This window comes from Nocardiopsis synnemataformans, assembly GCF_965343085.1.
GTDB lineage: Bacteria > Actinomycetota > Actinomycetes > Streptosporangiales > Streptosporangiaceae > Nocardiopsis > Nocardiopsis alborubida.
Genome location: NZ_CBDRFA010000044.1, coordinates 44,214 through 69,699, shown reverse-complemented (window position 1 = coordinate 69,699; position 25,486 = coordinate 44,214). Strand labels below are relative to the sequence as shown.

Sequence of the window (25,486 nt, the reverse complement as noted above, 5' to 3'; positions counted from 1 at the left end):
CCCCCCCCCCCCCCCCCCCCCCCCCCCCCCCCTGGGGCGGTGCGGGCCCGGGTCCGCCGCTGCGGACCCGGGGGAGGGGGCCGTCGGAATCCCGGAAGGCCGTGGGGAGGGACCGGTCGGTGGGCCGCGGTCACACCGTCCCCGGGCCGGTGGAGCTCAGGAGCCGAAGCCGGTGAGCCTCCAGATCCACGCGCCGATCACACCGCCCACCAGAGGGCCGACCACCGGAATCCAGGCGTACCCCCAGTCGGACGGGCCCTTGCCCGGGATCGGCAGCACCGCGTGCGCGATGCGCGGCCCCAGGTCACGGGCCGGGTTGATGGCGTACCCCGTCGGGCCGCCCAGGGACAGGCCGATCGCCAGCACCAGCAGACCGATCAGCAGCGGTGCGAGGCCGTTGGTGAACAGACCGCTCAGGTCGACGCCGCCCTCGATGGAGACGTAGCCGGAGTTCGAGCCGATACCCAGGATGCCCAGGAGCAGCAGCGCGGTACCGATGATCTCGGTGACGAGGTTGGCCACCGGGTTGCGCACGGCCGGGATCGTGCTGAAGACGCCCAACTTCGCGTCCGGGTCGTCGGTGATCTTCCAGTGCGGCAGGTAGACCAGGTAGACCAGGACGGCGCCGGTGAACGCGCCGCCCATCTGGGCCAGGATGTAGCCGGGCACCAAGGCCCAGTCGAAGTCGCCGATACTGGCCAGGCCGAGCGTGACCGCCGGGTTGATGTGGGCGCCGCTGGTGGCGCCGACGACGTAGACGGCCATCGCGACCGCCATGCCCCAGCCGAACGTGACGACGATCCAACCGGCGTTGAGGGCCTTGGACCGCGCGAGTGAGACACCGGCGACGACACCGCCGCCGAGCAGGACCAGGATCGCCGTACCGACGAACTCTGCCAGATAGACCATGGAGACCTCCGCCCCGTCAGGGGGAACCGGGTCACGGGGGCCTCGCCCCCGCCGACCGGCACCGGGCCGGAGGCGGGGGTTTAATAGGACGCACCCGTCACAGGAATGGGATGGAGCGGAGCGCGCAGGGCGCCCCGCGGGCCGGTTCCCGGGAGCCGAAGGTGGCAGCCGGGGCTCCTGGGAACCGGTCGTTCGGTGGGGTGTCGCCGCCCCCGCGCTACTGGGCGTCCTCGTGCTCGACCCAGTCCAGGGTGCGGCGCACGGCCTTGTTCCAGTTGCGGTACTCGCGCTCGCGCACGGCGGGCTCCATCTTCGGGGTCCACTCGGCGGCCTTGTGCCAGTTGGCGCGCAGCGTCTCGACGTCGGGCCAGTAGCCCACGGCCAGCCCCGCGGCGTAGGCGGCGCCCAGGCAGGTGGTCTCGGCGACCATCGGGCGCACGACCTCGGTGTCGAGCACGTCGGACAGGATCTGCATGAGCAGGTTGTCGGCGGTCATGCCGCCGTCCACCTTGAGCGTGGTCAGCTCCATGGGCGCGTCGGCGTTCATCGCGTCGACGACCTCGCGGGTCTGCCACGCGGTCGCCTCCAGGACGGCGCGCGCAATGTGGCCCTTGTTGACGTAGCCGGTCAGGCCCGCCATGACGCCGCGCGCGTCGCTGCGCCAGTGCGGGGCGAACAGGCCGGAGAAGGCGGGCACGATGTAGCAGCCGCCGTTGTCCTCCACGGTGCGGGCCAGCGTCTCGATCTCGGGGGCGGTGGAGATCAGGCCCAGGTTGTCGCGCAGCCACTGCACGAGGGAGCCGGTCACCGCGATGGAGCCCTCCAGGGCGTACACGGCCGGTTCGTCGCCGAGCTTGTAGCCCAGCGTGGTGAGCAGGCCGTTCTCCGAGGTCACCGGCTCGGTGCCGGTGTTCATCACCAGGAAGGTGCCGGTGCCGTAGGTGCCCTTGACGTCGCCCGGGTCGAAGCAGGTCTGGCCGAACAGGGCGGCGTGCTGGTCGCCCAGCGAGGAGGCGACGGGGGTTCCGGCCAGGTAGCCGTTGGCCTCGCCGTAGACCTCCGAGGACGAGCGGATCTCGGGCAGGACGCCCTCGGGGATGCCGATGGCCTCCAGGATCTCGGGGTCCCACTGGAGGGTGGACAGGTTCATCAGCATGGTGCGGCTGGCGTTGGTCACGTCGGTGACGTGGCGGCCGGTCAGCTTCCAGATGATCCAGGTGTCCATGGTGCCGAACAGGACCTCGCCGCGCTCGGCGCGTCCGCGCAGGCCGTCGACGTTGTCGAGCAGCCAGCGCAGCTTGGGGCCGGAGAAGTAGGTGGCCAGCGGCAGCCCGCACCGCTCGCGGAATCGGTCCTGCCCCTCCTCGCCGCCCAGCTCGCGGACCAGGTCATCGGTGCGGGTGTCCTGCCAGACGATGGCGTTGTGGACCGGCTCGCCCGTCTCGCGGTCCCAGACCAGGGTGGTCTCGCGCTGGTTGGTGATGCCGATGGCCGCGATCTGGTCGGGGGTGATGTCGTTCTTGTCCAGGGCCCCCTGGATGACCGCCTCGACGTTGGTCCAGATCTCCACGGCGTCGTGTTCGACCCAGCCGGGCTTGGGAAAGATCTGCCTGTGTTCGCGTTGGTCGACCGAGACGATACGTCCGTCGCGGTCGAAGAGGATGCAGCGGCTCGACGTGGTGCCCTGGTCGATCGCGGCGACGTACTGCTGACTCATCGGGTGCTCGCCTTCAGGGTGGGGCTCGGGACGGGGCCGGACGCACACGGTTTCGGATTAAACCCGCACGTTGTACGACATTGACGTATGAGTAGCCGTTAGTTTCATCCGTCTTTCCTTCCCATGTCAAGGCCGCGTGACGCAATCGTGTCGCGTGCGTCACGTCCTCCCGGCGGCAACGCTGCCAGGCGCGGGCGAACGCCGGAAGCCGCCGCGCGGGAGGCGTTCCGCGGGCGTTCGGACACGGGAGAGACCGCGGCCGCGGGCCGTCGGTCGAGGGTGGCGGTGGGCGACGGAGGGAGAAGCGAAGCGGAGTCCCGAAGAGGCGCTGCTCAGTAGGGGGTGACGCCGAGTTCCCGGGAGATGGCCCGCGCCGCGTCGCGCACGTAGGAGACCTGCTCCATGTCGGGCCTGCCCCCCTCGCCGCGCAGGCGCTCGACGGCGCCGCGCACCCCGATGGCGCCGACGGTCGTGCCGCGCCGGTCGCGGATGGGGGCGGCGATGGAGACCTCGCCGTCCACGAGCTCCTCGGCCTCCCACGCCCAGCCGTCGTCGCGCACCTGGTCGAGCTGGCGCTCCAGCGCGGCGGGGGAGGTGACGGTGTGCCGGGTGAAGGAGGTCAGGACCGGGGCCCCGCCGTTCTCGACCACGGCCGGGTCCTCCTCGGGGGCCGCCAGGGGGTCGAAGGCCATGAGGACCTTGCCGATGGCGGTGGCGTGCAGCGGCAGCAGGGTGCCCACGTCCAGGGTCTGCTGTGAGGCGTCGGGGCGGAACACGTGGTGGACCACGAGCACCTGGTGCTTGTGCAGCGTGCCGATCCGCACGCTCTCGCCGCTGCGCGAGGCCAGGCTGTCCGCCCAGTTCAGGGCGCGGGTGCGCAGCTCGTTGCCGTCCAGGTAACGGGTGCCCAGGCTGAGCATGCCCCCGCCCAGGCGGTAACGGCCCGACTCGGGGTCCTGCTCGACGAAGCCCACGTGCTGGAGGGTGCGCAGGATGCCGAGCACGGTGCCCTTGGGCAGCTCCAGGGACCGGGAGATCTCCGCCAGGCTGAGCCCGCGGGCGCCGGTGGCCAGGATCCGGAGGATGGCTGCCGCGCGTTCGATCGACTGGATTCTTCCCGGCATTGCGGTGCTACCACTCTCTAGTACGACAATGTCATACGCGGAATGCTACTACGCGTTGTGACGCGTGGCACGCCCGCGGCAGCCGGACGGTCAGGCGGTCGGCACAGTCTAGGTCGGCCGACCGCTGCGCCCGGCTGCCGGGGTCACAGCTCGGCGGCGGCCTTGGCCACGCCCCGGGCGGCCTCCTCGACGTCGTGGTCGGTGGTCTCCAGGTGCACCACCAGGCGCACGGCGTCGCCGATGCCCAGCCCCGCGACCCCGTGGCGGGCGAAGGCCTCGGCGTGGCGTGCGCCCTGACCGGCCGGGGTGGGCACCAGCACCATGTTGGTCTGCGCCCGCACGGCCAGCCCGGACTGATCGGCGATCAGCCGGGCCAGCTCCGCGGCGCGCTCGTGGTCCTCAGCCACCCGCTCCCGGTGGTGGCGCAGCGCGTACAGGGCTCCGGCGGCGATGATCCCGGCCTGGCGCATCCCCGCGCCCAGCAGCTTGCGCCCGCGCCGGGCCCTGCGCACCGTGTCGGCGTCCCCGGCCAGCGCCGAGCCCACCGGGGCGCCCAGGCCCTTGGAGAAGCACACCGACACCGTGTCGAACCCGTCCGCGACCTCCGCTGGAGTCGCGCCCAGGGCGGTGGCCGCGTTCCACAGCCGAGCCCCGTCCAGGTGCGCGCGCAGCCCGTGCCGGTGGGCGAACCCGGTGACCCGGCGCTGCTCGGCCAGCGGCACGACCCGACCGGTGAAGGTGTTCTCCAGCCACACCAGGGCGGGCTCGGCCCGGTGGACGTCGCCCCGGCCCGCGATCCACGACTCCAGCAGCGCGTCGGTGGGGCAGAGCCCGTCCGAGTACAGGCGCGGCAGGGCCCGGGCCAGCACCGCGGTCGCGCCCTGCTCGTCGCCGATGAGGTGGTGGTTCTCGTGCGCCCACACCTCCTCGCCGCTGCGGGTGGACACGTACAGCCCCAGCTGGTTGGCCATGTGCCCGGACGGCACGTACAGCGCGGCCTCCCTGCCCAGCAGCCCGGCGGTCTCCTCCTCCAGCTCCCGCACGGTCGGGTCCTCGCCCCACACGTCGTCGCCGACCTCGGCCTCGGCCATGGCCCTGCGCATGGCCGGGGTGGGTCGGGTGACGGTGTCGGAACGCAGGTCGATCATGGCGTCTTCCTCCTGGTGGGACGCGTGCCCTCGGGCGAGGGGAGCGGATCCGGAACCCGTGTCCGGGGCGAACGGGGTGTTCGCCCGACGATACTGCCCGCCGCTCAGTCGCTCCCGATCCGGTCCAGGGCCCGCGAGAGCTGGCGCAGCGCCTCCAGCACGCGCGCGCTGTCCTCCTCGCCCAGCTCGGTGACCAGGGCCTCGGCCACCCGGTTGTGGTCGGGGCTGATCCGGCTCAGGGCGTCCAGGCCCTCCCCGGTGGCGGCGAGCAGTTTGGCGCGGCTGTGCGCCGGGTTCGGCCGGTACTCGGCCAGCCCCTGCTCCACCAGCAGGTCGGCGATGCGCTGCACGCTCTGCCGCGTGGTGCCGAAGCGGCGGGCGACCGCCGACACCGGCAGGGGTTCGCGGGTCACCGCGCCGAGCACCTGCCAGCGCGCGGCGGTCAGACCGGCGGTGCGGGCCAGCTCCTCGGCCACCGACAGGAACTGCCCGTTGAGGCGGAAGACGGTGAGCGCGGTCCCGGTGAGCAGGTCGGAGTGTCTGTCCTCGGCAGGGGCCATGCTCAGGCCCCCTCCAGCAGCACGTGGTAGGCGCCGGGGTCGTGCTCGGCGTGCAGCCGGTACCACGCGTCGAGGACGCGGGGCGTGTACAGGTCCAGGGCCGCGAAGACCTCCCGGGCGAACTCCAGGGGCGCGGTGGGTCCCGCGGTGATGAGGCCGCCGTCGGAGACCGCGAGCGCGGAGCGGTAGCGGCGCATCCCGGCGTAACCGGTGGCCAGCAGGTACTCGGGCGCGGCGCTGGTGTGGTCGCGGTAGTCCAGGAGGCCCTCCCGGGCGAGCCCGGCCGTGGCGCCGCAGATGGCCGCCACCGGCACACCGGCGTCGAGCCAGATCCCGGCCGCCGAGGCGAACGGGGAGAAGGACTCGGGGTCGAGGTCCCAGCCGTCGGCCCCCGGCAGGATCAGCATCGCGCTGGAGGAGGGCTTGAGCTGGGGCAGGGTGATGTCCGGAAGGATGGTCAGCCCGCCCGCGGTCGTGACGGGCGCACCGGTGAGGCCGACGGTCACCACGTCGTAGCGCCCGGGGTCGCGCTGCCAGTCGCCGCCCCGGATGGTCGCGGTGGTGTGCCCGATCTCCCAGTCCGCCAGTTGGTCGTACACGGCGAGGTGGACGGTCTGCCTGGTGTCTTCGATCATGACAGCATGCTGTCAAATGGACAACATGCTGTCAATATCCAAGGGCGAACGGATCGGCAGTGTTCGGTGCGTCCGATGTGCCCTCTGAGGGGATATGTGCTGGTCCGCAGGTCAGGCGGTCGGCGTGCCCACGGCCATCATGGATCAGGTGTCGCCCGGTGTGCTTTTTCGGCCGGTCTACAAGTGCGCATCTCCCCTGAAGAAACCCGGAAAGTTACCCCGGTCGGTGCCGGTGGAGTGTGGGTTGGGCGTGCACGATTCCGCTTACCTCAGCCGGTGGGGTTGTGAAGCTCAGCCCTGTGGTGGTTGAGGGTGCACGTGCGCGGGGCCTCAGCCACAGACCCTGTACGTGCGCGGGGCCTGAGCCATAAGCCGTGCATGTGCGCGGAACATCAGCCACAAACCGTGCACGTGCGCGGGGCCTGAGCCATAAGTCGTGCATGTGCGCGGAACCTGTGCCACGGTCCCGGTTTTCAGCGTGCTGTCAGTGGCTGCTGTTTTTGGGCGTGTGTTTTTGGGCCTGGGTGGTGGTGCGGGAGGGCGGTGACCTGATCCGTGACTACCCACCTGTCTGTGGTGGGGCTTCAAACCCCCCTCCACTCAAGGCCGCGCGTAACGACTCCCTTTCACCCCCTCACCTGGGGAGGGCGGGTACGTGCACGTTCGTACCACCCCCAGCGGCCGGGACCTGGAAACGGTTCCCACAGCGTGGAGTGGTGGCTAAGCCGCTTATCACGCACTTCGCGGACGCGCTGTCGACCGCGGCACCGGAGAACCGGGGCGAAGCACGCGATGCGCTCACCCCCAGGACAACCGACGTGCGCATCGCGTGGTCCCCAGCACCGGAGAAAACCCCCTACGCCCGGGCAGGGAGCCCGGGACCTACGGCCAACCCCCACACCCCTACCCAGCACTGGTCTTTTCCGTTTGTACCCCGCCGTGTCCGGGGAAGGCAGCACCGTGCACGCCCAACCACCAGACGGCGAAGCTTCAAACCCCCCTCGGGCTGGGGTTCAAAACCCCCACGGGTGGGCGTGAGCGCGACCACACACCCTCAACCCCTCACAGCATTAAGTTCCAACCCCCCACCAGCTGAGGCGAGCGCGAACGCACACCCCCAACCCCCACGTGCTGAGGCGGGCACGACCGTGCACGTTCAACCACCGCAAGTTTGAGCTTCACAACCCCCTCGGGCTGAGGTAAGCGGAATCGTGCACGCCCAACCCACACTCCGCCCCCGCGCCTCGCGGAGTGACGACCGAACGTTCCAGTGTGTCTCATGTCACCATGGCCCTGAAAGCTGCTGGTGGGTCGGGTTTTCGGTGACGCAGGTCTCGCGGGTGTAACAGAACGGAACGGCGGTGTTCACATAACCTCACAAATGGTATTACCATTCTCGGAGCCTGCCCCCAGAGCAGGTCGGAGTCGTACTCCCGTACAGCTCAGCACCACCGCACACCCACGGAAGGCTCCGTCATGGAGAACTTCGAACCCGTCTACGGGACGGGCCCCCTTCTCGGGATCGCTGCGGGCGCCATCGCCCTCCTGCTGTTCCTGATCATCCGCCTCAAGCTGCACGCGTTCGTGGCACTCATCCTGGTCAGCGTCCTGACCGCTCTGGCGACCGGCATCCCCGTCTCCGGGGTGGTGCCCACCCTCCTGGACGGCTTCGGGGGCACCCTCGCCAACGTCGCCCTGCTCGTCGGGCTCGGCGTGATGATCGGCCGCATGCTGGAGATCACCGGCGGCGCGGCCGTCCTGGCCGGGGCGCTGATCAGGCTCTTCGGTGAGAAGCGCGCACCGCTCGCGCTCGGAGTGGCCTCGCTGCTCTTCGGCTTCCCGATCTTCTTCGACGTCGGCCTCATCGTCATGCTGCCGATCGTCTTCAGCGTGGCCCGTCGCGTCGGCGGGTCCGTGCTCATGTACGCGCTGCCCACGGCGGGCGCCTTCGCGGTCATGCACGCCTTCGTGCCCCCGCACCCCGGTCCGGTCACCGCGGCGGTGGAGATCGGGGCGGACATGGGCCTGGTGCTCCTGGTCGGCACCGTCCTGGCCATCCCCACCTGGTACCTGGCCAGTTACCTGTTCGGCCTGTGGGCCGGGAGGAAGTGGGAGCTGCCGGTCCCCGAGGACATCATGTCCGACGGCACCGTCGAGCACGAGAACCCGCCGCACCTGGGTACCGTCCTGTCCATCCTCCTGCTGCCGATGCTGCTGATCTTCGCCAACACCGGTGTGACCACGTTCGTCTCCACGGGCGCGGTGTCCGCCGAGGCCACGTGGGCGCAGGTCCTCCAGCTGCTCGGTCAGACCCCGATCGCGCTGCTCATCACCGTGCTCTTCGCGATGGTCGTGCTCAGCCGGGGGCGCTTCACCCGCCAGCGGGTGGAGGAGATCGTCGGCGGCGCGCTCGGCCCGGTCTGCGCCATCATCCTCATCACCGGGGCCGGCGGTATGTTCGGCGGCGTGCTGCGCACCAGCGGCATCGGCGACGCCCTCGCCGACAGCCTGGAGTCCACCGGCCTGCCGGTGATCGTCGCCGCCTTCGTCATCGCGCTCGCGCTGCGCGTCGCCCAGGGCTCGGCCACCGTCGCCATCACCACGGCGGCGGGTCTGATCGCCCCGGCCGTGGCGGCCACCTCGGGACTGTCCTCGATCGACCTGGCCCTGATCGTCATCGCGATCGCCTCCGGTGCCACCGCCCTGTCGCACGTCAACGACTCCGGGTTCTGGCTGGTCGGCCGTTTCCTGGGTATGGACGTCAAGACAACGCTCAAGACCTGGACGGTCATGGAGACCCTGATCGGCTTCATCGGCTTCGGGCTCGCCTTCGGACTCAGCCTGGTGCTGTGACCGCACGGGCGGAACCCCGCCGTCCGCTCAGGACGCGGGTTCCGCCCTCCGGTCGCCCTCCAGCGCGGCGGACACCTCGGTGACGATGGAGCGCATCGCGGCCTCCGCCACGTCGGGGAGGCCGTCCCGGATCGCCTGGGCCACGGCCTTGTGCAGCCGCAGCGCCTCCGGGCGCGGGTTGCGCGGCATCAGGTGGTAGGAGGTGCGTCCGACCAGGACCTCCGCCACCACCTGGGACAGGCCGACGAACATCTCGTTGCCGGACAGCTCCAGGATGCGGCGGTGGAACGTGACGTCCAACTCCAGGAAGGTCTCCAGGTCCCCGGCTCGCCCGGTGCGGACCATCTGGTCGGCGACCACCACCAGCTGGGCCCGCTCCTCGGCGTCGCCGCGCTCGGCGGCGAGGGCGGCGGCGCCCGGTTCCAGTGCGGCGCGCAGCTCGTTGAGCGAGCGCAGCTGCTCCATCCGGCCGGGTCCGGCCAGTCGCCAGCGGATGAGCTGGGGGTCGAAGACGCTCCAGTCCCGGCTCGGGCGCACGCGGATGCCGGTACGGGGGCGGCTGACCACCAGCCGCATGGACTCCAGGACGCGTACGGCCTCGCGCGCGACCGTCCTGGAGACGCCGAAGTCCTGTTCCAGGCCCTGGAGGGTGAAGGTGTGGCCGGCCCGGTACTCGCCTGAGGCGATGGCGGGACCGAGCACCGCCAGCACCCGGTTGTGCAGTGTGCGGTGGTCAGTGGCCATCGTTCTCCTCGCGCTCCGGGACCGTCCGGTTGGCCACATGCGGCCGGGGGGTCACGCTGAAGCCTAGCCGGATTGATTGATATCACTATTAATGGTGACGCTTGCGGCCACGCAGGGGCACCACGACACGGAGAAACCATGCACTTTGTCTTCATGGGCGTCTCGGGTAGCGGCAAGACCACCGTCGCCGAACGTGTGGCCAAGCAGCTGGGGCTGCCCTTCGCCGAGGCCGACGAGTTCCACCCGCGGGCCAACATCGACAAGATGGAGGCGGGCGTCCCGCTGACCGACGAGGACCGCTGGCCGTGGCTCCACGAACTGGCCCGCTGGATCGGCGAGCACGAGGCCGCCGGCGAGTCCACGGTCATGGCCTGCTCGGCGCTCAAGCACAGCTACCGCGACGTCCTGCGCGAGGCCGCTCCGGGGGTGCGCTTCCTGCACATGCACGGCTCCGCTGAGGTGATCTGGCAGCGGATCGAGGCACGTCGGGACCACTTCATGCCGCCCGCGCTCCTGGAGTCGCAGCTCGACACCCTCGAACGGCTGAAGGCGGACGAGCCCGGCCTCGAACTCGACGTCAGGGACGACGTGGAGTCCCTCGTCGGGCAGGCGCTGGAGTACGTGGGGCCGCTGCTGCGCCCGGCGAAGGCGCCGGCCGTCGGGGACTGAGGGGAGCGGCGGCGGGCCACGGCCGCGTCACCGTCGGGTCTCAACTTCCGCGCACGGTCCCGCGGGCGTCTTGCGCGCCCTGATGGTCGTCGCCGCGCTCGTGGGCGTGGTCCTGGCGGCCCTGGCCGTCCCCGTGCGCCGCGGCGGCAACGCCCTGTGGCGCGGCCGCAGGGCGGCACCGTGGCCGGGCTGCGCGCCGCCCCGGCCGGTCTGTACGCGGCCGCGCGACTGGTGGACACGCCGACGGGAGCCCCGCGTCCCCACCGACCGCGTGCCGGGCCAGAGGAGGGGCCGACGGCGCACCGTCGGCCCCTCCTTCGCTAGTCCTCGTCGTCCTCGCCGTCGGCGGCCGCGTGCAGCCGCGCCAGGTGGTCGCTGTCGTCCTCCCCGTGGCGGCCCAGGTAGATCTCCCTGGCCTCGTCCGCGATGTCGGCCGACTCGTCCTCGAAACCGTAGTCGGTCAGGTCGTCCAACAGGTCCAGCGCCCGGTGCAGGGCGTCGCCGTCGTCGGGTGACTGGGCGGACTCCTGCGGGAGGTGGTCCACGACCCTGGCGAGGACGGCGGCACGCGCCTCGTCCACGGCGCTCTCGGATCCGGCCGCGGCGATCAGCCGGATCCTGGTGATGGGATCCTCGTCGGCCACCAGCATCAGCTGTTCGGCCAGCCAGGAGGCCTCCTGGCCCTCGAGGAAAGCGGTCAGCGCCGCGTCGTCAAGCGGTGTGGTCATTCGCAGATCATAGGCCCGCCCGGAGCCTCCACCGACACCGGAGTCCGGGCCCCGGGGGCGGCTTCGCTGGCCGAAAAACACGCCCTTTCATCCGATCATCGGATATCAGGTGACAGGAAAATTCTTTTTCCGAAGTTACGGGGGTGTTGCCGTGAGGTTCCACATGATAGTGCGTTCACCTGTTCGACAACTCGTATCTGAAAATGTGCCTATGGATCACGGCACAGATGGGAAACGGTTGTATTAATACCCAGCTGTCTACCTTCACAGTCACTCTCGGAGCGGTCTAGGGTCCACTCAATCGTTCCAGGGCCTGCCGGGCCCCGCACTGAGGTGGACCATGTTCAGGAAGCCTTTCCGAAAGCCGCTGGCCCTCCTGGCCTCCGCGGCTGCGCTCACGCTGGTGGCCACGGCGTGCGCCGAGAGTAACCGCGAGGGTGAGGGGGCCGACGCGTCGGAACCCTTCGTCTTCGCCTCCGCGGGCGACATCAAAACCCTCGACCCCTTCCTCACCAGTGACGGCGAGACCTTCCGTTACAGCAGGCAGGTATTCGAAACCCTTCTCGAACACGAATCGGGCGGGACCGAAATCGTCGGCGGACTCGCCGAGGAGTGGGAACAGTCCGAGGACGGCACCGTCTGGACCTTCCACCTGCGCGACGGAGTCCTGTTCCACGACGGCGACGAGCTCAACGCCGAGGCGGTCTGCGCCAACTTCGACCGCTGGCACAACCTCACCGGAGGTTTCCAGAGCTCGAACAACTCCTATTACTGGCAGTCGATCTTCGGCGGCTTCGCGGAGAACGAGAGCGAGGACCTCGCCGAGTCCCGGTACGTCTCCTGCGAGGCCACCGACGAGCTGACCGCGGTCATCACGATCGACGAGTACTCCTCCATCTTCCCCGGCGGATTCAGCCTCGCCTCGTTCGGCATCATGAGCCCCAGCACGCTGGAGGCCATCGCCGACGCCGAGATCACCGGCGAGGAGGGCAACTTCACCCTCCCCGAGTACACCCAGACGGCCGGGACCGTCGCGGGCACCGGACCCTTCACCGTCCAGGAGTGGGACCACGACCAGGCCGAGGTGACCCTCCAGCGCTTCGACGACTACTGGGGCGACACCCCGGGCTTCGAGACGATGATCCTGCGCGCCATCCCGGACGAGACCGCCCGCCGCCAGGCCCTGGAGGCGAGTGACATCCACGGCTACGACCTGGTCGCCCCCGCCGACGTCGCTCCCCTGTCCGAGGCCGGGTTCCAGGTGCCCACCCGCGGCGTCTTCAACGTCATGTACATGGCCTACCAGCAGGAGGCCAGCGAGGCGCTCGCCGACCTGGAGGTGCGCCAGGCCCTCGCCCACGCCGTGGACCGCCAGCGCATCGTCGACACGATCCTGCCCGAGGGCGGCGAGGTCGCGACCCAGTTCCACCCCGACACCCTCGACGGCTGGTCCCCGGACGTGCAGACCTACGAGTACGACCCCGAGCTGGCCGAGGAGATGCTGGCGGACGCCGGGCAGGAGGACCTGACCCTGGAGTTCTGCTACCCGACCGACGTCACCCGCCCCTACATGCCCGCACCGCGCGACATCTTCGACGTCATCGCCGCGGACCTGGAGGCGGTCGGCGTCACCGTGGAGCCGGTCACCTACGAGTGGACCGAGTACGTCCCGCGCACCAACTCCGGCGAGTGCCCGCTGTACCTGCTCGGCTGGACGGGCGACTACAACGACGCCTACAACTTCATCGGCACCTGGTTCTCCGGGTACAACAGCGAGTTCGGCTTCCGTGACGAGGACCTGTTCGAGGCCATGGAGGAGGCGAGCACCAACCCGAACCAGGAGGAGCGTGTCACCGCCTACCAGGAGCTGAACAACCAGATCATGGACATCCTGCCGGGGCTGCCCATCTCCAGCTCCCCGCCGTCCATCGCCTTCGCCGAGAGCGTCAACCCGCCCAACGTCAGCCCGCTGACCCAGGAGAACTTCGCCGAGGCCTCCTGGAAGTAGCCCGAAGCAGTCCGGCCGACCTCCCCGCGGGGAGGGGGAAGGGGCCCGACCGGCCACCGGCCGGGCCCGCCCACTGCCCGGGGCCGCGGTCCACGGTCCGTCCGGGACCGCGCGCCCCGCGCCGCGACACCACCCGGCAGGGCGCGCCGCCCGCGCGCCGCCCGGGCCCTTGACCAAACCACCCGCTCGAACTCCCGCCGCGATCCGGCGGGGACGCTTCGCGTCCATCGTTCCCACCACTGGCGAAAGGCGGCGAAGGTGCTGCGATTCATCGTCAGGCGTCTCCTCCAGCTGATCCCGACACTGGGCGGCCTGTCGATCCTGCTGTTCGTCTGGCTGCAACGGCTGCCGGGCGGACCGGAGTACGCCCTCCTCCCCGACGACGCGACGGCCGAACAGCGTGCCGCGCTGCGTCGTTCCCTCGGCCTGGACGAACCGATCACGGTTCAGTACCTGGCCTTCCTGCGCCGTATCCTCCAGGGCGACCTCGGGACCTCGCTCTCCACCGGACGGCCGGTCACCGAGGAGTTCCTCACCCGCTTCCCGGCCACGTTCGAACTGTCGCTCACCGCGATGCTGATCGCGGTCGTCGTCGGCGTCCCCCTCGGCTACCTCGCCGCGCGCAGACGCGGCTCCGTGCTGGACTTCGCGGCCGTGGGCGGATCCCTCCTGGGCATCTGCACGCCGGTGTTCTTCCTCGCCTTCATCCTGAAGGTGGTCTTCGCCGAGCAGCTCGGGATGTTCCCCTCCGCCTTCAGGCTCTCCCCGGGCCTGTCCCGCACCGACCTCACCGGGTTCGTCGTCCTCGACGGCCTGCGGACCGGGGAGTTCGACGTGGTGTGGGACGCCCTGCTCCACCTCGTGCTGCCCGGGGTCGCGCTGGCCTCGATCCCGCTCGCCGTGATCGTCCGGATGACCCGCGCCAGCGTCCTGGAGGTGGTCGGCGAGGACTACGTGCGCACCGCCAACGCCAAGGGGCTGCACCGCAACACCGTGCGCACCCGCCACGTGATGCGCAACGCCATGCTCCCCGTGGTCACCTCCGTCGGGCTGCTCACCGGAAGCCTGTTCGCCGGGGCGGTGCTCACCGAGAGCGTCTTCGCCTTCCCCGGCATCGGCTCGTTCGTCTACGCCGCCACGCAGGGGCGCGACTACCCGGTCCTCACCGGGTTCATCCTGCTCATCGCGACCATGTACGTGTTCATCAACCTGTTGGTGGACATCTCCTACAGCCTCCTCGACCCGAGAGTGCGGGCCCAGTGATGCCGACGACACCGAGCTCCCAGAACAGGTCCGAGCCCGTGGACGCCCCGGAGCCCGAGGGCACCGCGGCCCAGCGCACGCCCCTCCTGGGACGCAAGGCGGCCAGGGTCGACCGGCTGGCCGAACTCATGGGCCAGCACGAGCAGGGCGAGCACGGCTCGGGGATCTGGCGCACCGCGTTCGAGCGCATGCGCCGCAGCCCCATGGCCATCACCGGCGCCGTGATCGTCGTGGTGTTCGTCGCCGTGGCGCTGTTCTCACCGCTCATCGCGCCCTACGACCCCGTCTCCCAGAGCTGGGGCGACGAGGTCTTCCCCAACCGCAACGTGTTCGTCGGCCCGCGCGCCGAGAACTGGCTGGGCCTGGACAACCTCGGCCGCGACCAGTTCTCCCGCATGGTGATCGGCGCCCGCCAGACCCTCCTGGTCGGCGTGGTCGCCACCCTGGTCGGCTTCGGCGTCGGCGCGGTGCTCGGCGGCGCGGCCGGGGCCGCCGCGGTGCTCGGCGGCCGCTGGGGGCGCCAGGTCGACAACGCCGTCATGCGCGTCATCGACATGATGCTGGCGCTGCCCACCCTGCTGCTCGCGGTCACCATCGCCGCCCTGGTCGGCCCCAGCCTGACCACGGTCATGTTCGCGGTCGGCGTGGCGCAGATCCCCATCTTCGCCCGCCTCCTGCGCGGCGCGATGCTCTCCCAGGGCAACCGCGACTACGTGCTGGCCGCCCGCGCGCTGGGCGTGCGCAAGCACAAGATCGCGCTCGTGCACATCCTGCCGAACTCGCTCGGCCCGGTGATCGTGCAGTCCACGCTCACCCTGGCCACCGCCATCATCGACGCGGCGGCCCTGTCCTACCTGGGCCTGGGCAACCCGGACCCGGCCTTCCCCGAATGGGGGACCATGCTCGCCGACGCCCAGCGGTTCCTGTCCAGCGCGCCGCAGCTGGCCGTGTACCCGGCGCTGGCCATCATCGTCACCGCCCTGGGCTTCACCCTGCTGGGTGAGGCGATGCGGGAGGCGCTCGACCCCAAGCTGAGGAAGTGACATGAGTTCCAGCACGCCGCTGCTGGCGGTGGACGAGCTGTCCGTGGTGTTCGACGGACGCGGCTCCGACGAGGTGCGGGCCGTGGACGGGGTGTCCTTCACCCTGGAGGAGGGCCGGGTGACCGGCCTGGTCGGCGAGTCCGGCTGCGGCAAGAGCGTCACCTCGCTCGCCCTCATGGGCCTGCTCCCCGACCGGGGGGTGAAGGTCGGCGGCAGCGCCGTCATGCAGCTGTCCGACGGCCCCGTCGACCTGCTGAAACTGCGGCAGAAACGGATGCGCGACCTGCGCGGCTCCCAGCTGGCGATGATCTTCCAGGACCCGCTCAGCTCCCTCAACCCCGTGGTGCCCATCGGCCGCCAGGTCACCGAGATCCTGCGCCGCCACCGCGGACTGCGCGGTTCGGCCGCCGAGAAGGAGGCCGCCGACCTGCTGGAGCGGGTGGGCATCCCCGACCCCAGACGGCGGCTGCGCGAGTACCCGCACCAGCTGTCGGGCGGCATGCGCCAGCGCGCGCTCATCGCCATGGCGGTGGCCTGCCGCCCCCGCGTGATGATCGCCGACGAGCCCACCACCGCCCTGGACGTCACCATCCAGGCGCAGATCCTGGAGCTGCTCCGGGACCTGGTCACCGAGGAGGGCACCGCCCTGCTGATGATCACGCACGACCTGGGCGTGGTCGCCGGGCTGTGCGACGACATCAACGTCCTGTACGCGGGACGGGCGGTGGAGACGGCGCCGCGCGCGCCGCTGTTCGCCGACCCCACCCACCCCTACACGGTCGGCCTGCTGGGCTCCATCCCCCGGCTGGACGCCCCGCGCGGGGAGCGGCTCACCCCCATCCGCGGGTCGGTCAACGACAACATCGCCTGGACGCAGGGGTGCGCGTTCGCGCCCCGCTGCGACCACTACACGATGGAGTGCCTCCAGGGGCCGCCGGAGCTCGTGGCGGTGGGCGCCGCGGCGGGCGTGGAGGACGGCGGCCGCTCCGGGGAGGGCCCCGCGGCCGCACACGTGCACCGGTGCGTGAACCCCGTCCGGGACGCGGACGCGGCCGACCGGCCCACGCTGGACGGCCCGGCCGGTCCGGACGGCGACGACGAGGAGGAGCGGGGATGAGCCTGCTGCGGATCAACGACCTCAAGGTGCACTTCCCCATCAGGAGGGGGGTGCTCTTCGACCGCACCATCGGCCACGTGCGCGCGGTCGACGGCGTCAGCCTGGAGATCGAGAGCGGCCAGACCTACGGCCTGGTGGGTGAGTCCGGCTGCGGCAAGACCACCCTGGGCCGCGCGGTGCTGCGGCTGGTGGACGTCACCGAGGGCGAGGTGCTCTTCGGCGGACAGGACCTGGCGGGTCTGGACGAGGAGTCGATGCGCCGACAGCGCAAGAACCTCCAGATGGTGTTCCAGGACCCGCTGGGCAGCCTCAACCCCCGGCAGAACATCGGTTCCATCCTGCTGGAGGGCTTGCAGACCCACGGCATCGGCGGCCCCGCGCCGGGGGAGGGGCCCTCCGGCGGCAGGGAGCGCCGCGCCCTGGTCCTGGAGGACCAGCGCAGGCGCGTGGTCGACGCCCTGGAGAGGGTGGGCCTGTCGGCGAAGGCGCTCACCCGCTACCCGCACGAGTTCTCCGGCGGCCAGCGCCAGCGCATCGGCATCGCCCGCGCGCTCGTGCTGGAGCCCGACCTCATCATTTGCGACGAGCCGGTGTCGGCGCTGGACGTGTCGATCCAGGCGCAGGTGCTCAACCTGCTGGAGAGCCTCCAGAAGGAGCTGGGGCTGACCTACCTGGTGATCGCGCACGACCTGGCGGTGGTCCGCCACGTCAGCGACGTGGTCGGGGTGATGTACCTGGGAGGCCTGGTGGAGGAGGCCTCCAGCGACGACCTGTACGAGACGCCGATGCACCCGTACACCCGCTCGCTCATGTCGGCGGTGCCGGTCCCCGACCCCGAGGTGGAGGACAGCCGCGAGCGCATCCTGCTGGCGGGCGACCTGCCCTCGCCCGCCGACCCGCCCAAGGGCTGCCGCTTCCACACCCGCTGCCCGTGGCGGCAGGAGGAGCGGTGCGACACCGAACGGCCCGAACTGCGCCCGGTCGGGAACGCCGCCGACGGCGGTACCCACCGGGTGGCCTGCCACTACGCGGAGCAGATCCTCTCGGGCGAGATCCGCCCCAGGGAGGAGATGGCCGAGCGCATCGTGCACGGCACCGGTTGAGCCGACCGGCGGCGGGCGGTCATCCGGGATCCGGGTGGCCGCCCGCCGTGCCGTGCGGGGTCACCGTGCGGCGGCCCGTGCGTTGGCGTCCTCCCGGGCCGCGACGTCGGCCAGCATCCGGTTGCGGCCGTAGCGCTGCCACAGGTAGGCGGTCAGGAGCAGGGCGAGGCCGTACAACCCCCAGGGCAGGGGCGCCAGGCCCAGGACGAGGAGGGCGACGGGCATGAGCACCAGGCCCGTCAGCCAGCCCCTGAACCCCTGGAAGCCGCCCAGGTAGCTCCGCACGTTCGCGGGGATGGCCAGGATCCTGGCCAGGTGCCAGGAGGGCAGGGCGACCAGGACCAGGGTGAACACGGCGCCGAAGATCCGCGCGGAGGCCTCCTCGTGCGTCGCCAGCGCTCCCATCCCCAGGCAGAACGGTGTGACGAGGGTGGCGTAGTGGTTCACCCGCAGCCCGATGCGCAGGATCCCCGCGTACATGATCCGGGAGGCGCCCTGGGCGCGCGGGTTGAGCGCCATCAGCAGCGCGCCGTGGTCCGCCGCGCCGCGCAGCCTGCCCCGCATCGCGCTGAGCGCGCTCAGGCCCCGGACCGCGTCCTCGTGCTGGGGGTCCAGTTCCAGCGCCCGCCGATAGGCCGTCTCCGCGTGCTCCAGCAGTTGGAGCGAGCGGTACACGTCACCCGCCTGGCTGTGCGTCTCCACCCTGTCCGGGTCCAGCGTGGCCGCGCGGTTCAGCGCCTCGTGGACCGTGTTGAGCGACCGCGGGTTGTGCGCGCCCAGAGCGAGGTGCAGGCGGGCCAGGGCCCTGGCCGCCAGCAGGTGGTGGACGCCCACGTCGGGCTTCCTGGCCACCAGGTCGTTGAAGACGCGCAGGGCCTCCTCGGTGTGCCCGCCCAGCAGCAGGGACTGGCCCAGCACGTTGAGGGCCGTGGTGTCCCCCGGGTCGAGCCGCAGGCACTGGCTCGCGTCCCCGTGCGCCTCCGGGAAACGGTGCAGCTCCAGGTGGCAGACGGCCCTGAGCCGCCAGGCGGCCGCGCTGTCGGGGTGCTCGCCCAGCAGGCGCCCGGCCTCGACGACCCCCTCCTCGCACCGCCCGGTCCTCAACAGCAGGAGAATCCGCTGCAACGACTCGGCGCCCTCCTCCGTCACCGCCGGGATCCGCCGTGTCCGCGCAGGTACTCGGCCAGCTCCTGGTAGCTGTTGTCCTTGTTGGCGAAGGCCACGGCGGCGCGGGCGCCCTCGAACCAGTCGCCGGTCGAGGGACGCACCTCCGCCAGCGCGTGTTCGAAGTCGGCCATGCCGATGGGGCGGATCCGGCCCAGCCGGGAGGAGTCCAGCAGCGCGCGCTCGGCGGCGCTGTCGCACAGGTGGGACAGGTCGGCGCCGGACAGGCCCCCGGTGCGGCGGGCCAGCGTGGTGACGTTCAGCCCCTCGGTGGGGCGCTCGGTGAGGCCCGCGGTGAGGATGGCGGCGCGGGCGGGCTCGTCCGGCGGGGGCACGAACAGCATGCGGTCCAGGCGGCCCGGGCGGCGCAGGGCCGGGTCGATGTCCCAGGGGTGGTTGGTGGCCGCCAGCAGGAACACGCCCTCGTTGTTCTCGGAGACCGAGTCCAGCTCCGTGAGCAGCTGGGTGACGACGTTGCGCAGGTAGGGGCCGACCTTGTTGCGGCGTCCGCCGATGGCGTCGAGCTCGTCCAGGAAGACGACGCACGGGCTGTAGTCGCGGGCGCGCCGGAACAGCGCCTTGATGTTGCGCTCGCTGTTGCCCATGTAGCGGTCCAGGACGTCGGCGAGGGAGACCGTGAGGAAGTCCGCGCCCATCTCACCGGCCACGCCCCGGGCGAGGAAGGTCTTGCCGCAGCCGGGCGGCCCGTACAGCAGCAGGCCGCCGCGCAGGCTCTTGCCGAAGGCCCTGCGCAGTTCGGCGTTGCGCATGGGCGCCAGGAAGGCCGCCTCCAGCCGGTCCTTGACGGTCCGCATGCCCGCGACGTCGGCCAGGGTGGTGCGGGAGGAGGTGAACTCGTAGTCGTCGGGGCGCAGGGGGCCGCCGTCGTCGTAGGAGGGCCCCGGCTGCTCCCGGCGTTCGGCGGACGGGTGCGCCGGACGGTCGGAGGGCTCCTCCGTCGCGGGCGGGGGAGCGGAGCCCGCCGGGTCCGGGACCCGGGGCGGAGCGGGGGAGTCCGAGGCGGGGGGCGCCGGGGCCGCCGGGGCCGCCGCGGTCGTTCCGGACGAAGGCGCCGGGGACGCGGGGGCGGCTGGCGCGGCAGAGGGCGCGGGGGTCGCCCCGGCCGGAGACGCCTGAGGTGCCTGAGGTGCCGGGGGAGGCGGCGTGGAGGCGGCCGCGGGCTGCTGACCGGGGTTCAGCGCCCGTGCCATCAGCTGCCGGGCCCGCTCCGAACCGGGATCCTGCTGTAGGGCGGTGGCCAGGTGGGGGATGGCCGTCTGGACGTCTCCGGCGTCCAGCAGCAGTCCGCCCAGGTGCAGACGCAGGACCGCGTCGTCGGGGGCCGCTGTCACGGCGGAGGTCATACTGGCGATCAACCGGGGGTCTGGGGAGGACAATCCTCGCTCCTTCGTGGTCACGGGACGTCACTGATCCTCGCGGTGGGAATTGTAGCCACGATGGCAGAGAACCCTTGTTTCGCCCCGACCGGAACAGGGAACCCTCGCGTCACGGCGCCTCCGGACATGACACCTGTCATCGCGAAACCGCGTGATCCTCACTGTCGGCGGATGACAGCGGCCTCTTCACGCCGCGTCCCCGCTCCCGGCAGGCTGGACCCGGGCCTCCCGTCGGCTCCGGCCCCGGCCCCGTCCGCGGGGGCGGTTCCGCCCGGCTCCCCTCGGCGGACGGCCCCGTCCGAACCCGTGACGACTCCTGATGGTGGTGCTCCGCCCGTGCTGTTGGCCCTCCTCGTGCGGCGCCGCGCGACCCTGGCTCTCCGGTGCCTGGCGGACCGGCTGCGGCTCGCCCACCTCTCCCCGGGAGCCACCGCCTGGCTGGCCTCCGACCACTGGAGGGACGGCTGGCAGCTGACCCCGATGGTCCTGTGGGCGCTGGGCGCGGGCCTGACGGCCGCCATCGTCACCGTCGGTGCCTGGTGCCTCCTGCGGGGACCGGCCCGGCGGGGGCCGGAGGGCGGCGTCGGCCGCACGCGCCGGTGCCCGTGGCGGCGGCGGTCCTCTGCCTGACCCTGGGGTCCCTGACGGTGTGGAGCTGGCCGCCCCGGCCTGATCCGGTGACTGTCCCAGCGGCTCTCCTGAGACGGCACGGTTATCGTGGGACACCCGCCATCCGCCGGGACGGAAAACCCGCGTACTCCCGGCGTTCCGACGGAAGGAGCCCCCTTGCCACCGTTCCTCGCGGATGCCGTGTCCGACAGCACCGAACCCCTGACCGGCTGGACCATGGTCCTGATCATGGCGGTCCTGGCGGTCGCCCCGGCAATCCTGATCGTTTCGGGCTTCCTGGGCGCGCGGGGACTGATCCGCCCCAACCTGGTGTTCGGCATCCGCACGACGTACACCCTCTCCGACGACGACGCCTGGTACACCGTGCACTCCCTGTCCGCGCCCTGGACGATCGCCTCGGGGGCGGTCATGGCACTGTCCGTCGTCCTGGCCCCCTTCTTCACAGACGACGTCCGTCTCCAGGCGGTCGCGATGCTGGTGCCGATGGGCGCGGGCCTGGTGCTGCTGTGCCTGGGCGTGCGGCGCGCGGAACGGGCCGCGCGGACCCGGGCCGCCCGCGACACCGACGCCCGCTGAAGGGAGCGGAGGGGGACACCGCACGGCGGCTGTGCGGTCGCTCACCCAGGGGCGAGGAACGCCAGGTGGGGCGGTCCCGTGTGCGGCGGGCGGCGAGGACATCGGCCGGAACCGGGAGAGGGCGCTCCCGGGCGGGCACGATGACGGCATGAGGCCTTCGCTGGACACCGTCCCCGGCACCGGGGCGTTCCTGTACGACCGGGACTGCGGGTTCTGTAAGCGCTCGGTGGTCTTCGCCCGCGACCGGCTGCGCGCCCGCAGCCGGTTCGTGGCCTGGCAGGACTTCGACCTGGACTCGGCGGGGCTGACGCCGGAGCAGACCGACACCAGCGCCTGGTTCGTGTACGCGGACGGACGCCGCTTCTGCGGGGGCGACGCCGTCGCCGAACTCCTGCTGCACGGGCGCCCGCTCACCCGGCCGCTGGGTCGCCTGGCGCGCCTTCCGCTGCTGCGCGCGCTCAACCGGGCCGCCTACCGCTGGGTGGCCGCCAACCGCCACCGCATCCCCCTTCCCGGAGGAGCCCCCGCCTGCGGCCTCGACCCCGAGGACCCCCGTCCGGAGGGCGGATGACCCGGCGCTCCCGTAACCGGTGGCCGTGCGCAGGTCAGCGGACACCGGTGCGCCGACCGCACGTCGGACCGGCCGGGGACTCAGGCCGCGCGTAGGGCCCGGCACACGTCCAGCAGCCGCTCGCGCAGCACCGCGCCGCGCTCGGCGAAGTCCCGCTGCGCCTCCATGTACTCCGCCTTGCCCTCGGCGGTCTCGATCCGCACCGGCGCGTACCCCCACGCCGCCAGGTCGTAGGGAGAGGCGCGCATGTCCAGCGTCCGGATCTCCCGCGAGAGTTCGAAGCAGTCCACCACCAGCTCGGAGGGCACCGCCGGGGCCAGCTTGTACGCCCACTTGTACAGGTCCATGTTGGCGTGCAGGCACCCCGGCTGGTCCAGCTCGTCCTGCCGCTCCCGGCTGGGCTGGAGCGTGTTGAGCGGGCGCGCGGCGTCGGTGAAGAAGCGGAACGCGTCGAAGTGCGAGCACTGGATCCGGTGGGCCTCCACGACCCGGTCGGTGCCCTCCCGACCCAGCCGCAGAGGCACCTGTCCGTGTCGCACCTCCCCGGCCCGGTACACCATCGCCCACTCGTGCAGCCCGAAGCAGCCCAGGTGGGCGGGGCGCCCGGCGACCGACGACAGCAGCCGCTCCACGAAGTCCAGCACCGGCCGTGCCGCCAGGAACGCCGCGGTGTCCAGGCCCACCGCGCCCCCGGGCAGCTCGGTGTAGAACCGCTCGTCCAGGCGGGCGCGGGCGCCCTCGCCCAGCAGCACCGCCCCCGCGCCCGGGTGCCAGCGCCGCAGCTGCGCGGGCTTGAGGTTGTAGTAGGTGAACAGGAAGTCCTCCACCGGGTGGCGCACGCCCTCCCGGCGGCGGCGCAGGTGGTCCCCGACCAGCGCGTCCACGCGGTCGCGGTGCCGCTCGGCGCGCTCGCGCCACCGCTCCTCGGGAAGGGCGGCCTGCGCCCGGGTACTCGCTTCCGTCACGGCCCCCAGGGTATGCGCGCCGCGGGATCTCCCGTCCCCGTTCTTGTACGATCCGGCGGATGGGCGTGCGGAACTATCTGGTCGAAGGTGTTTCCGGAACCGGCAAGACCTCGGTCTGCGAAGAACTGCGGCGGCGCGGTTACCACGCCGCCAACGGTGACCTCGAACTGGCCTATCAGGGCGACCCGGAAACCGGAGAGCCGACGCGGGGCATGAGGCACGAGCATCATGTCTGGCATGTCGACAGGGTGAGGTCCCTGGTCGCCGACCAGGGCAGCGCGGTGACGTTCTTCTGCGGCGGATCCAGGAACTTCCCGAAGTTCCTGGGCCTGTTCGACGGCGTGTTCGTCCTCGACGTCGACCTCGAGACACTGAACCGGCGGCTTGACGAGCGGCCGGAGGGCGAGTGGGGCGGGCGGCAGTCGGAACGCGACCTCATCACGCGCCTGCACCGGACGAAGGAGGACGTTCCGAAGGACGGTGTCGTCATCGACGCCACCAGGCCGCTCGCGCGCGTCGTCGACGAGATCATCCGCCGAGCCGCGGGATAGACGCTTCCCGCGGCGCGGGTTCCGCGCCGGTCCGCGCGCGCCCGGGCACGGCTCAGTTCGACTGCTGCACGGGCAGGTGGCGGCCCAGGTAACCGATGTAGACGCGGTTCGTGGTGCCCGGCCCCAGGTGGGGGTAGAAGTACAGCCGCGGACAGATCCCGTACTCGATGTCGAGCTTGATGTGCGCGTACATGGGCAGCCGCCCGCTCGGCTCCACCTCCTCGGGTACCCGGAAGAGGCGCTTGTCGTTGAGCTTGCCCCGGTTGCGCACGTGGTCCGACTCCTGCGAGGCCAACCGCTTGACGGGGATCACCTGGTACCCGTCGGGGGTCTCGCGCAGGTAGGAGTGGAAGCCCAGCCCGGTGCCGGGGTTGTCGAACTGGTAGCGCGCGTAGTCGTTCAGGGCCAGCAGCGCCTCCCACGCGCGGGTGACCCACAGGGGCTCCTTGCGGCTGTCGGACAGCTCGTAGACCGTGGCGTCCTCGATGGTGAAGTACAGGTGCGGCAGGACGGAGTCGTCGGTGATCCGCTCCAGCAGTTCGCGCACGCTCATCGGGGCCCGCCGCTGCGGGTCGCTCGGCGCGGGCGCCGCGGCCAGCCGGAACAGACCGGCCTCGCGCGCCTGCTCGCGCAGCCAGCGGGCCTCGTAGCGGGCGGCGCGCGCCTGCTCGCGCGCGGTGTCGAGCTCCTCGCCCAGGTCGGCGGTCTCGGCCAGGAGTTCGTGGCGCTCCTCGGACAGCTCGCTGACCCGCGTGCCGAGCCGGGTGACCTCCTCCCGCAGCCGCTGGGCCTGCTGTTCCAGGGCCTCGCGCTCCAGCGCCGAGGCGGTCCCGGCCGGATCGGCCCCGCCCTGCGCCGCCCGGTGCACGATGGCCGCGCCCCGGGCCGTGGGTACGCTCACCCGCGGTCCCGCCGTGCTGGGACCGGACCGTCGCAGGTCGTCGGTCTCCTCGTCCAGCAGGGCGTCCACGGCCTGGAGCGGTTCGGGCAGGCCCACCTCCAGCGCGTTGTCGCGCACCCGCCGGGAGAGGGCGGCGCCCACCCAGTTGCGGATGCGCTCGCCGTCGCGCGCGGTGTCCAGCGTGGCCGGGCTCATCCGGGGGTGGCGGGCGGCGTCCGCCTCGTCGCGTAGGTCCACTCCCGGTAAGAAGGTGCGCACCCCGCCGGGAGGGACGTCCAGGCCCGGAGGCAGGAGCGCGCCGACGCGTTCCAGGGCGGCGGCGTCGAGCACGTACCCGGAGCACATGCCGGTGCAGCGCGACAGCGCCCCGGCCATGGCCCCGCGCCAGTCGGCGACGGTCACGTCCCGGGGTGAACCGGTGGCCACCACCGCCATGCGCCGCAGGGGGTCGCGGATCGTGGCCACGAGCGTGTCGACGAGGTCGTCGTCGCGCCCGCGCACGATCCGGGGCGCGGGCGGCAGCGGGTGGCCGCCGTCGTGGCCGTGCACCGACTCCAGGAGCATGCGCGCCGCCTCGGGCGGCATGACGTCCAGCCGGGGCTGCTCGGAGCCCTCCCCCATCAGGGAGGAGGGGGCGACGGTCATGTCGATCCACACGTACCGCCACGGGGACAGCGCCGGGTCGACGACCGCGGTGGCGACCGTCCGCCACACCCCGTCCGTCTTGTCGGACTCGGTGGTCAGACGCAGGAAGGACAGGCCCTCGTCGGGGTTGTCGTGCCGGACGACCAGGGCGCGGGAGCGGTTGCTCAGCTCATGGCGCCCCGACACGGAGAAGTCCACGCGCGCGCCCGAGTTGCCGCGCTTGCTCAGCCACCGCGACAGGACCGTCGAGGTGACGGCGACCAGGTCGCCGTCGTGCTCCGGGACCGCGACGAGCGTGCGGTAGACAAGCGGCAATGGGCACTCCCGGGATCCCGTCGGCGGTGGCGGACCCGAGGGTCCGGCCGAACGCGCTGGCAGAGCCCTCCTCACCACTGTGGACGAAGGAAGCCGCCGGCGCCAGTCGGCCGATCAAAGATCCCCGGTCAGGCTGTCGGATCCTCAGAC

The 25,486-nt window shown here is 71.8% G+C and carries 23 protein-coding genes; 11 read left to right on the top strand and 12 right to left on the bottom strand.

Translation table 11 applies throughout. The features are described 5' to 3' along the window. Positions 1 to 156: 156 nt before the first annotated feature. The 6 genes from ACSIH6_RS23880 to ACSIH6_RS23855 all read right to left on the bottom strand — a co-directional run bounded on the left by ACSIH6_RS23880 (position 157) and on the right by ACSIH6_RS23855 (position 6,093). Positions 157 to 909 carry an MIP/aquaporin family protein gene (locus ACSIH6_RS23880; protein WP_435110538.1) on the bottom strand — a complete coding sequence of 251 codons (753 nt, stop codon included), beginning with the start codon at positions 907 to 909 and terminating at the stop codon, positions 157 to 159. 217 nt (positions 910 to 1,126) lie between these two features. Then, complete coding sequence (gene glpK, locus ACSIH6_RS23875; RefSeq protein WP_435110537.1) at positions 1,127 to 2,626, bottom strand: glycerol kinase GlpK; 1,500 nt, start codon at positions 2,624 to 2,626, stop codon at positions 1,127 to 1,129. A gap of 332 nt (positions 2,627 to 2,958) precedes the next feature. Beyond that, positions 2,959 to 3,750, bottom strand: coding sequence for an IclR family transcriptional regulator (locus tag ACSIH6_RS23870; protein WP_017567676.1), 792 nt, complete (start codon positions 3,748 to 3,750; stop codon positions 2,959 to 2,961). Positions 3,751 to 3,893: 143 nt separating this feature from the next. Next, positions 3,894 to 4,898 (bottom strand): threonine aldolase family protein, encoded by a 1,005-nt coding sequence (locus tag ACSIH6_RS23865; RefSeq protein ID WP_435110536.1) that lies wholly within the window; start codon positions 4,896 to 4,898, stop codon positions 3,894 to 3,896. A gap of 104 nt (positions 4,899 to 5,002) precedes the next feature. Then, a complete protein-coding gene (locus ACSIH6_RS23860) occupies positions 5,003 to 5,458 on the bottom strand; it encodes a MarR family winged helix-turn-helix transcriptional regulator (protein ID WP_435110535.1) in 456 nt (151 codons plus the stop codon). 2 nt (positions 5,459 to 5,460) lie between these two features. Beyond that, complete coding sequence (locus ACSIH6_RS23855; RefSeq protein ID WP_061082115.1) at positions 5,461 to 6,093, bottom strand: DJ-1/PfpI family protein; 633 nt, start codon at positions 6,091 to 6,093, stop codon at positions 5,461 to 5,463. 1,476 nt (positions 6,094 to 7,569) lie between these two features. Between ACSIH6_RS23855 and ACSIH6_RS23850 the strand changes: the two genes are divergently transcribed. Then, positions 7,570 to 8,946, top strand: coding sequence for a GntP family permease (locus ACSIH6_RS23850; RefSeq protein WP_435110534.1), 1,377 nt, complete (start codon positions 7,570 to 7,572; stop codon positions 8,944 to 8,946). Positions 8,947 to 8,973: 27 nt separating this feature from the next. Here the strand turns inward: ACSIH6_RS23850 and ACSIH6_RS23845 are convergent, their stop codons facing one another. Continuing rightward, the gene (locus tag ACSIH6_RS23845; protein WP_435110533.1) at positions 8,974 to 9,690 is read right to left on the bottom strand and encodes a FadR/GntR family transcriptional regulator; all 717 of its coding nucleotides are present in this window, start codon (positions 9,688 to 9,690) and stop codon (positions 8,974 to 8,976) included. A gap of 138 nt (positions 9,691 to 9,828) precedes the next feature. Here ACSIH6_RS23845 and ACSIH6_RS23840 point away from each other — a divergent pair, with 138 nt between their 5' ends. After that, the gene (locus tag ACSIH6_RS23840) at positions 9,829 to 10,359 is read left to right on the top strand and encodes a gluconokinase (protein WP_435110532.1); all 531 of its coding nucleotides are present in this window, start codon (positions 9,829 to 9,831) and stop codon (positions 10,357 to 10,359) included. A 320-nt stretch (positions 10,360 to 10,679) separates the two neighbouring features. Here ACSIH6_RS23840 and ACSIH6_RS23835 read toward each other — a convergent pair whose 3' ends face one another. Next, positions 10,680 to 11,087, bottom strand: coding sequence for a hypothetical protein (locus ACSIH6_RS23835; protein WP_435110531.1), 408 nt, complete (start codon positions 11,085 to 11,087; stop codon positions 10,680 to 10,682). 340 nt (positions 11,088 to 11,427) lie between these two features. Here ACSIH6_RS23835 and ACSIH6_RS23830 point away from each other — a divergent pair, with 340 nt between their 5' ends. The 5 genes from ACSIH6_RS23830 to ACSIH6_RS23810 all read left to right on the top strand — a co-directional run bounded on the left by ACSIH6_RS23830 (position 11,428) and on the right by ACSIH6_RS23810 (position 17,621). Then, complete coding sequence (locus tag ACSIH6_RS23830; RefSeq protein WP_435110530.1) at positions 11,428 to 13,095, top strand: ABC transporter substrate-binding protein; 1,668 nt, start codon at positions 11,428 to 11,430, stop codon at positions 13,093 to 13,095. 258 nt (positions 13,096 to 13,353) lie between these two features. Continuing rightward, a complete protein-coding gene (locus tag ACSIH6_RS23825) occupies positions 13,354 to 14,358 on the top strand; it encodes an ABC transporter permease (RefSeq protein ID WP_435110529.1) in 1,005 nt (334 codons plus the stop codon). Then, complete coding sequence (locus tag ACSIH6_RS23820; protein ID WP_150252111.1) at positions 14,358 to 15,401, top strand: ABC transporter permease; 1,044 nt, start codon at positions 14,358 to 14,360, stop codon at positions 15,399 to 15,401. The genes ACSIH6_RS23825 and ACSIH6_RS23820 overlap by 1 nt, the downstream gene beginning before the upstream one ends. Before the next feature lies 1 nt (position 15,402). Further along, positions 15,403 to 16,518, top strand: coding sequence for an ABC transporter ATP-binding protein (locus ACSIH6_RS23815; RefSeq protein ID WP_435110528.1), 1,116 nt, complete (start codon positions 15,403 to 15,405; stop codon positions 16,516 to 16,518). Further along, the gene (locus tag ACSIH6_RS23810) at positions 16,515 to 17,621 is read left to right on the top strand and encodes an ABC transporter ATP-binding protein (RefSeq protein WP_435110527.1); all 1,107 of its coding nucleotides are present in this window, start codon (positions 16,515 to 16,517) and stop codon (positions 17,619 to 17,621) included. The genes ACSIH6_RS23815 and ACSIH6_RS23810 overlap by 4 nt, the downstream gene beginning before the upstream one ends. A gap of 60 nt (positions 17,622 to 17,681) precedes the next feature. Here ACSIH6_RS23810 and ACSIH6_RS23805 read toward each other — a convergent pair whose 3' ends face one another. Then, positions 17,682 to 18,770 (bottom strand): tetratricopeptide repeat protein, encoded by a 1,089-nt coding sequence (locus ACSIH6_RS23805; RefSeq protein ID WP_435110526.1) that lies wholly within the window; start codon positions 18,768 to 18,770, stop codon positions 17,682 to 17,684. Beyond that, on the bottom strand, positions 18,767 to 20,149 hold the full coding sequence (locus ACSIH6_RS23800) for an AAA family ATPase (RefSeq protein WP_435110541.1): 1,383 nt from the start codon (positions 20,147 to 20,149) through the stop codon (positions 18,767 to 18,769). The genes ACSIH6_RS23805 and ACSIH6_RS23800 overlap by 4 nt, the downstream gene beginning before the upstream one ends. Before the next feature lie 339 nt (positions 20,150 to 20,488). Here ACSIH6_RS23800 and ACSIH6_RS23795 point away from each other — a divergent pair, with 339 nt between their 5' ends. The 3 genes from ACSIH6_RS23795 to ACSIH6_RS23785 all read left to right on the top strand — a co-directional run bounded on the left by ACSIH6_RS23795 (position 20,489) and on the right by ACSIH6_RS23785 (position 21,959). Beyond that, positions 20,489 to 20,812 (top strand): hypothetical protein, encoded by a 324-nt coding sequence (locus ACSIH6_RS23795; RefSeq protein WP_435110525.1) that lies wholly within the window; start codon positions 20,489 to 20,491, stop codon positions 20,810 to 20,812. Between the two features lie 180 nt (positions 20,813 to 20,992). Continuing rightward, positions 20,993 to 21,388: an SdpI family protein gene (locus ACSIH6_RS23790; protein WP_435110524.1), complete on the top strand. Its 396-nt coding sequence runs from the start codon at positions 20,993 to 20,995 to the stop codon at positions 21,386 to 21,388. A 148-nt stretch (positions 21,389 to 21,536) separates the two neighbouring features. Next, positions 21,537 to 21,959: a thiol-disulfide oxidoreductase DCC family protein gene (locus tag ACSIH6_RS23785; RefSeq protein ID WP_435110523.1), complete on the top strand. Its 423-nt coding sequence runs from the start codon at positions 21,537 to 21,539 to the stop codon at positions 21,957 to 21,959. A gap of 80 nt (positions 21,960 to 22,039) precedes the next feature. Here ACSIH6_RS23785 and ACSIH6_RS23780 read toward each other — a convergent pair whose 3' ends face one another. After that, entirely contained in the window at positions 22,040 to 22,924 is an 885-nt protein-coding gene (locus tag ACSIH6_RS23780; protein ID WP_435110522.1) for a 3-methyladenine DNA glycosylase, read from the bottom strand. Between the two features lie 59 nt (positions 22,925 to 22,983). Here ACSIH6_RS23780 and ACSIH6_RS23775 point away from each other — a divergent pair, with 59 nt between their 5' ends. Then, a complete protein-coding gene (locus tag ACSIH6_RS23775) occupies positions 22,984 to 23,475 on the top strand; it encodes an AAA family ATPase (protein WP_435110521.1) in 492 nt (163 codons plus the stop codon). 52 nt (positions 23,476 to 23,527) lie between these two features. Here the strand turns inward: ACSIH6_RS23775 and ACSIH6_RS23770 are convergent, their stop codons facing one another. Continuing rightward, positions 23,528 to 25,336 (bottom strand): coiled-coil domain-containing protein, encoded by a 1,809-nt coding sequence (locus tag ACSIH6_RS23770; protein WP_435110520.1) that lies wholly within the window; start codon positions 25,334 to 25,336, stop codon positions 23,528 to 23,530. Between the last annotated feature and the right edge of the window lie 150 nt (positions 25,337 to 25,486).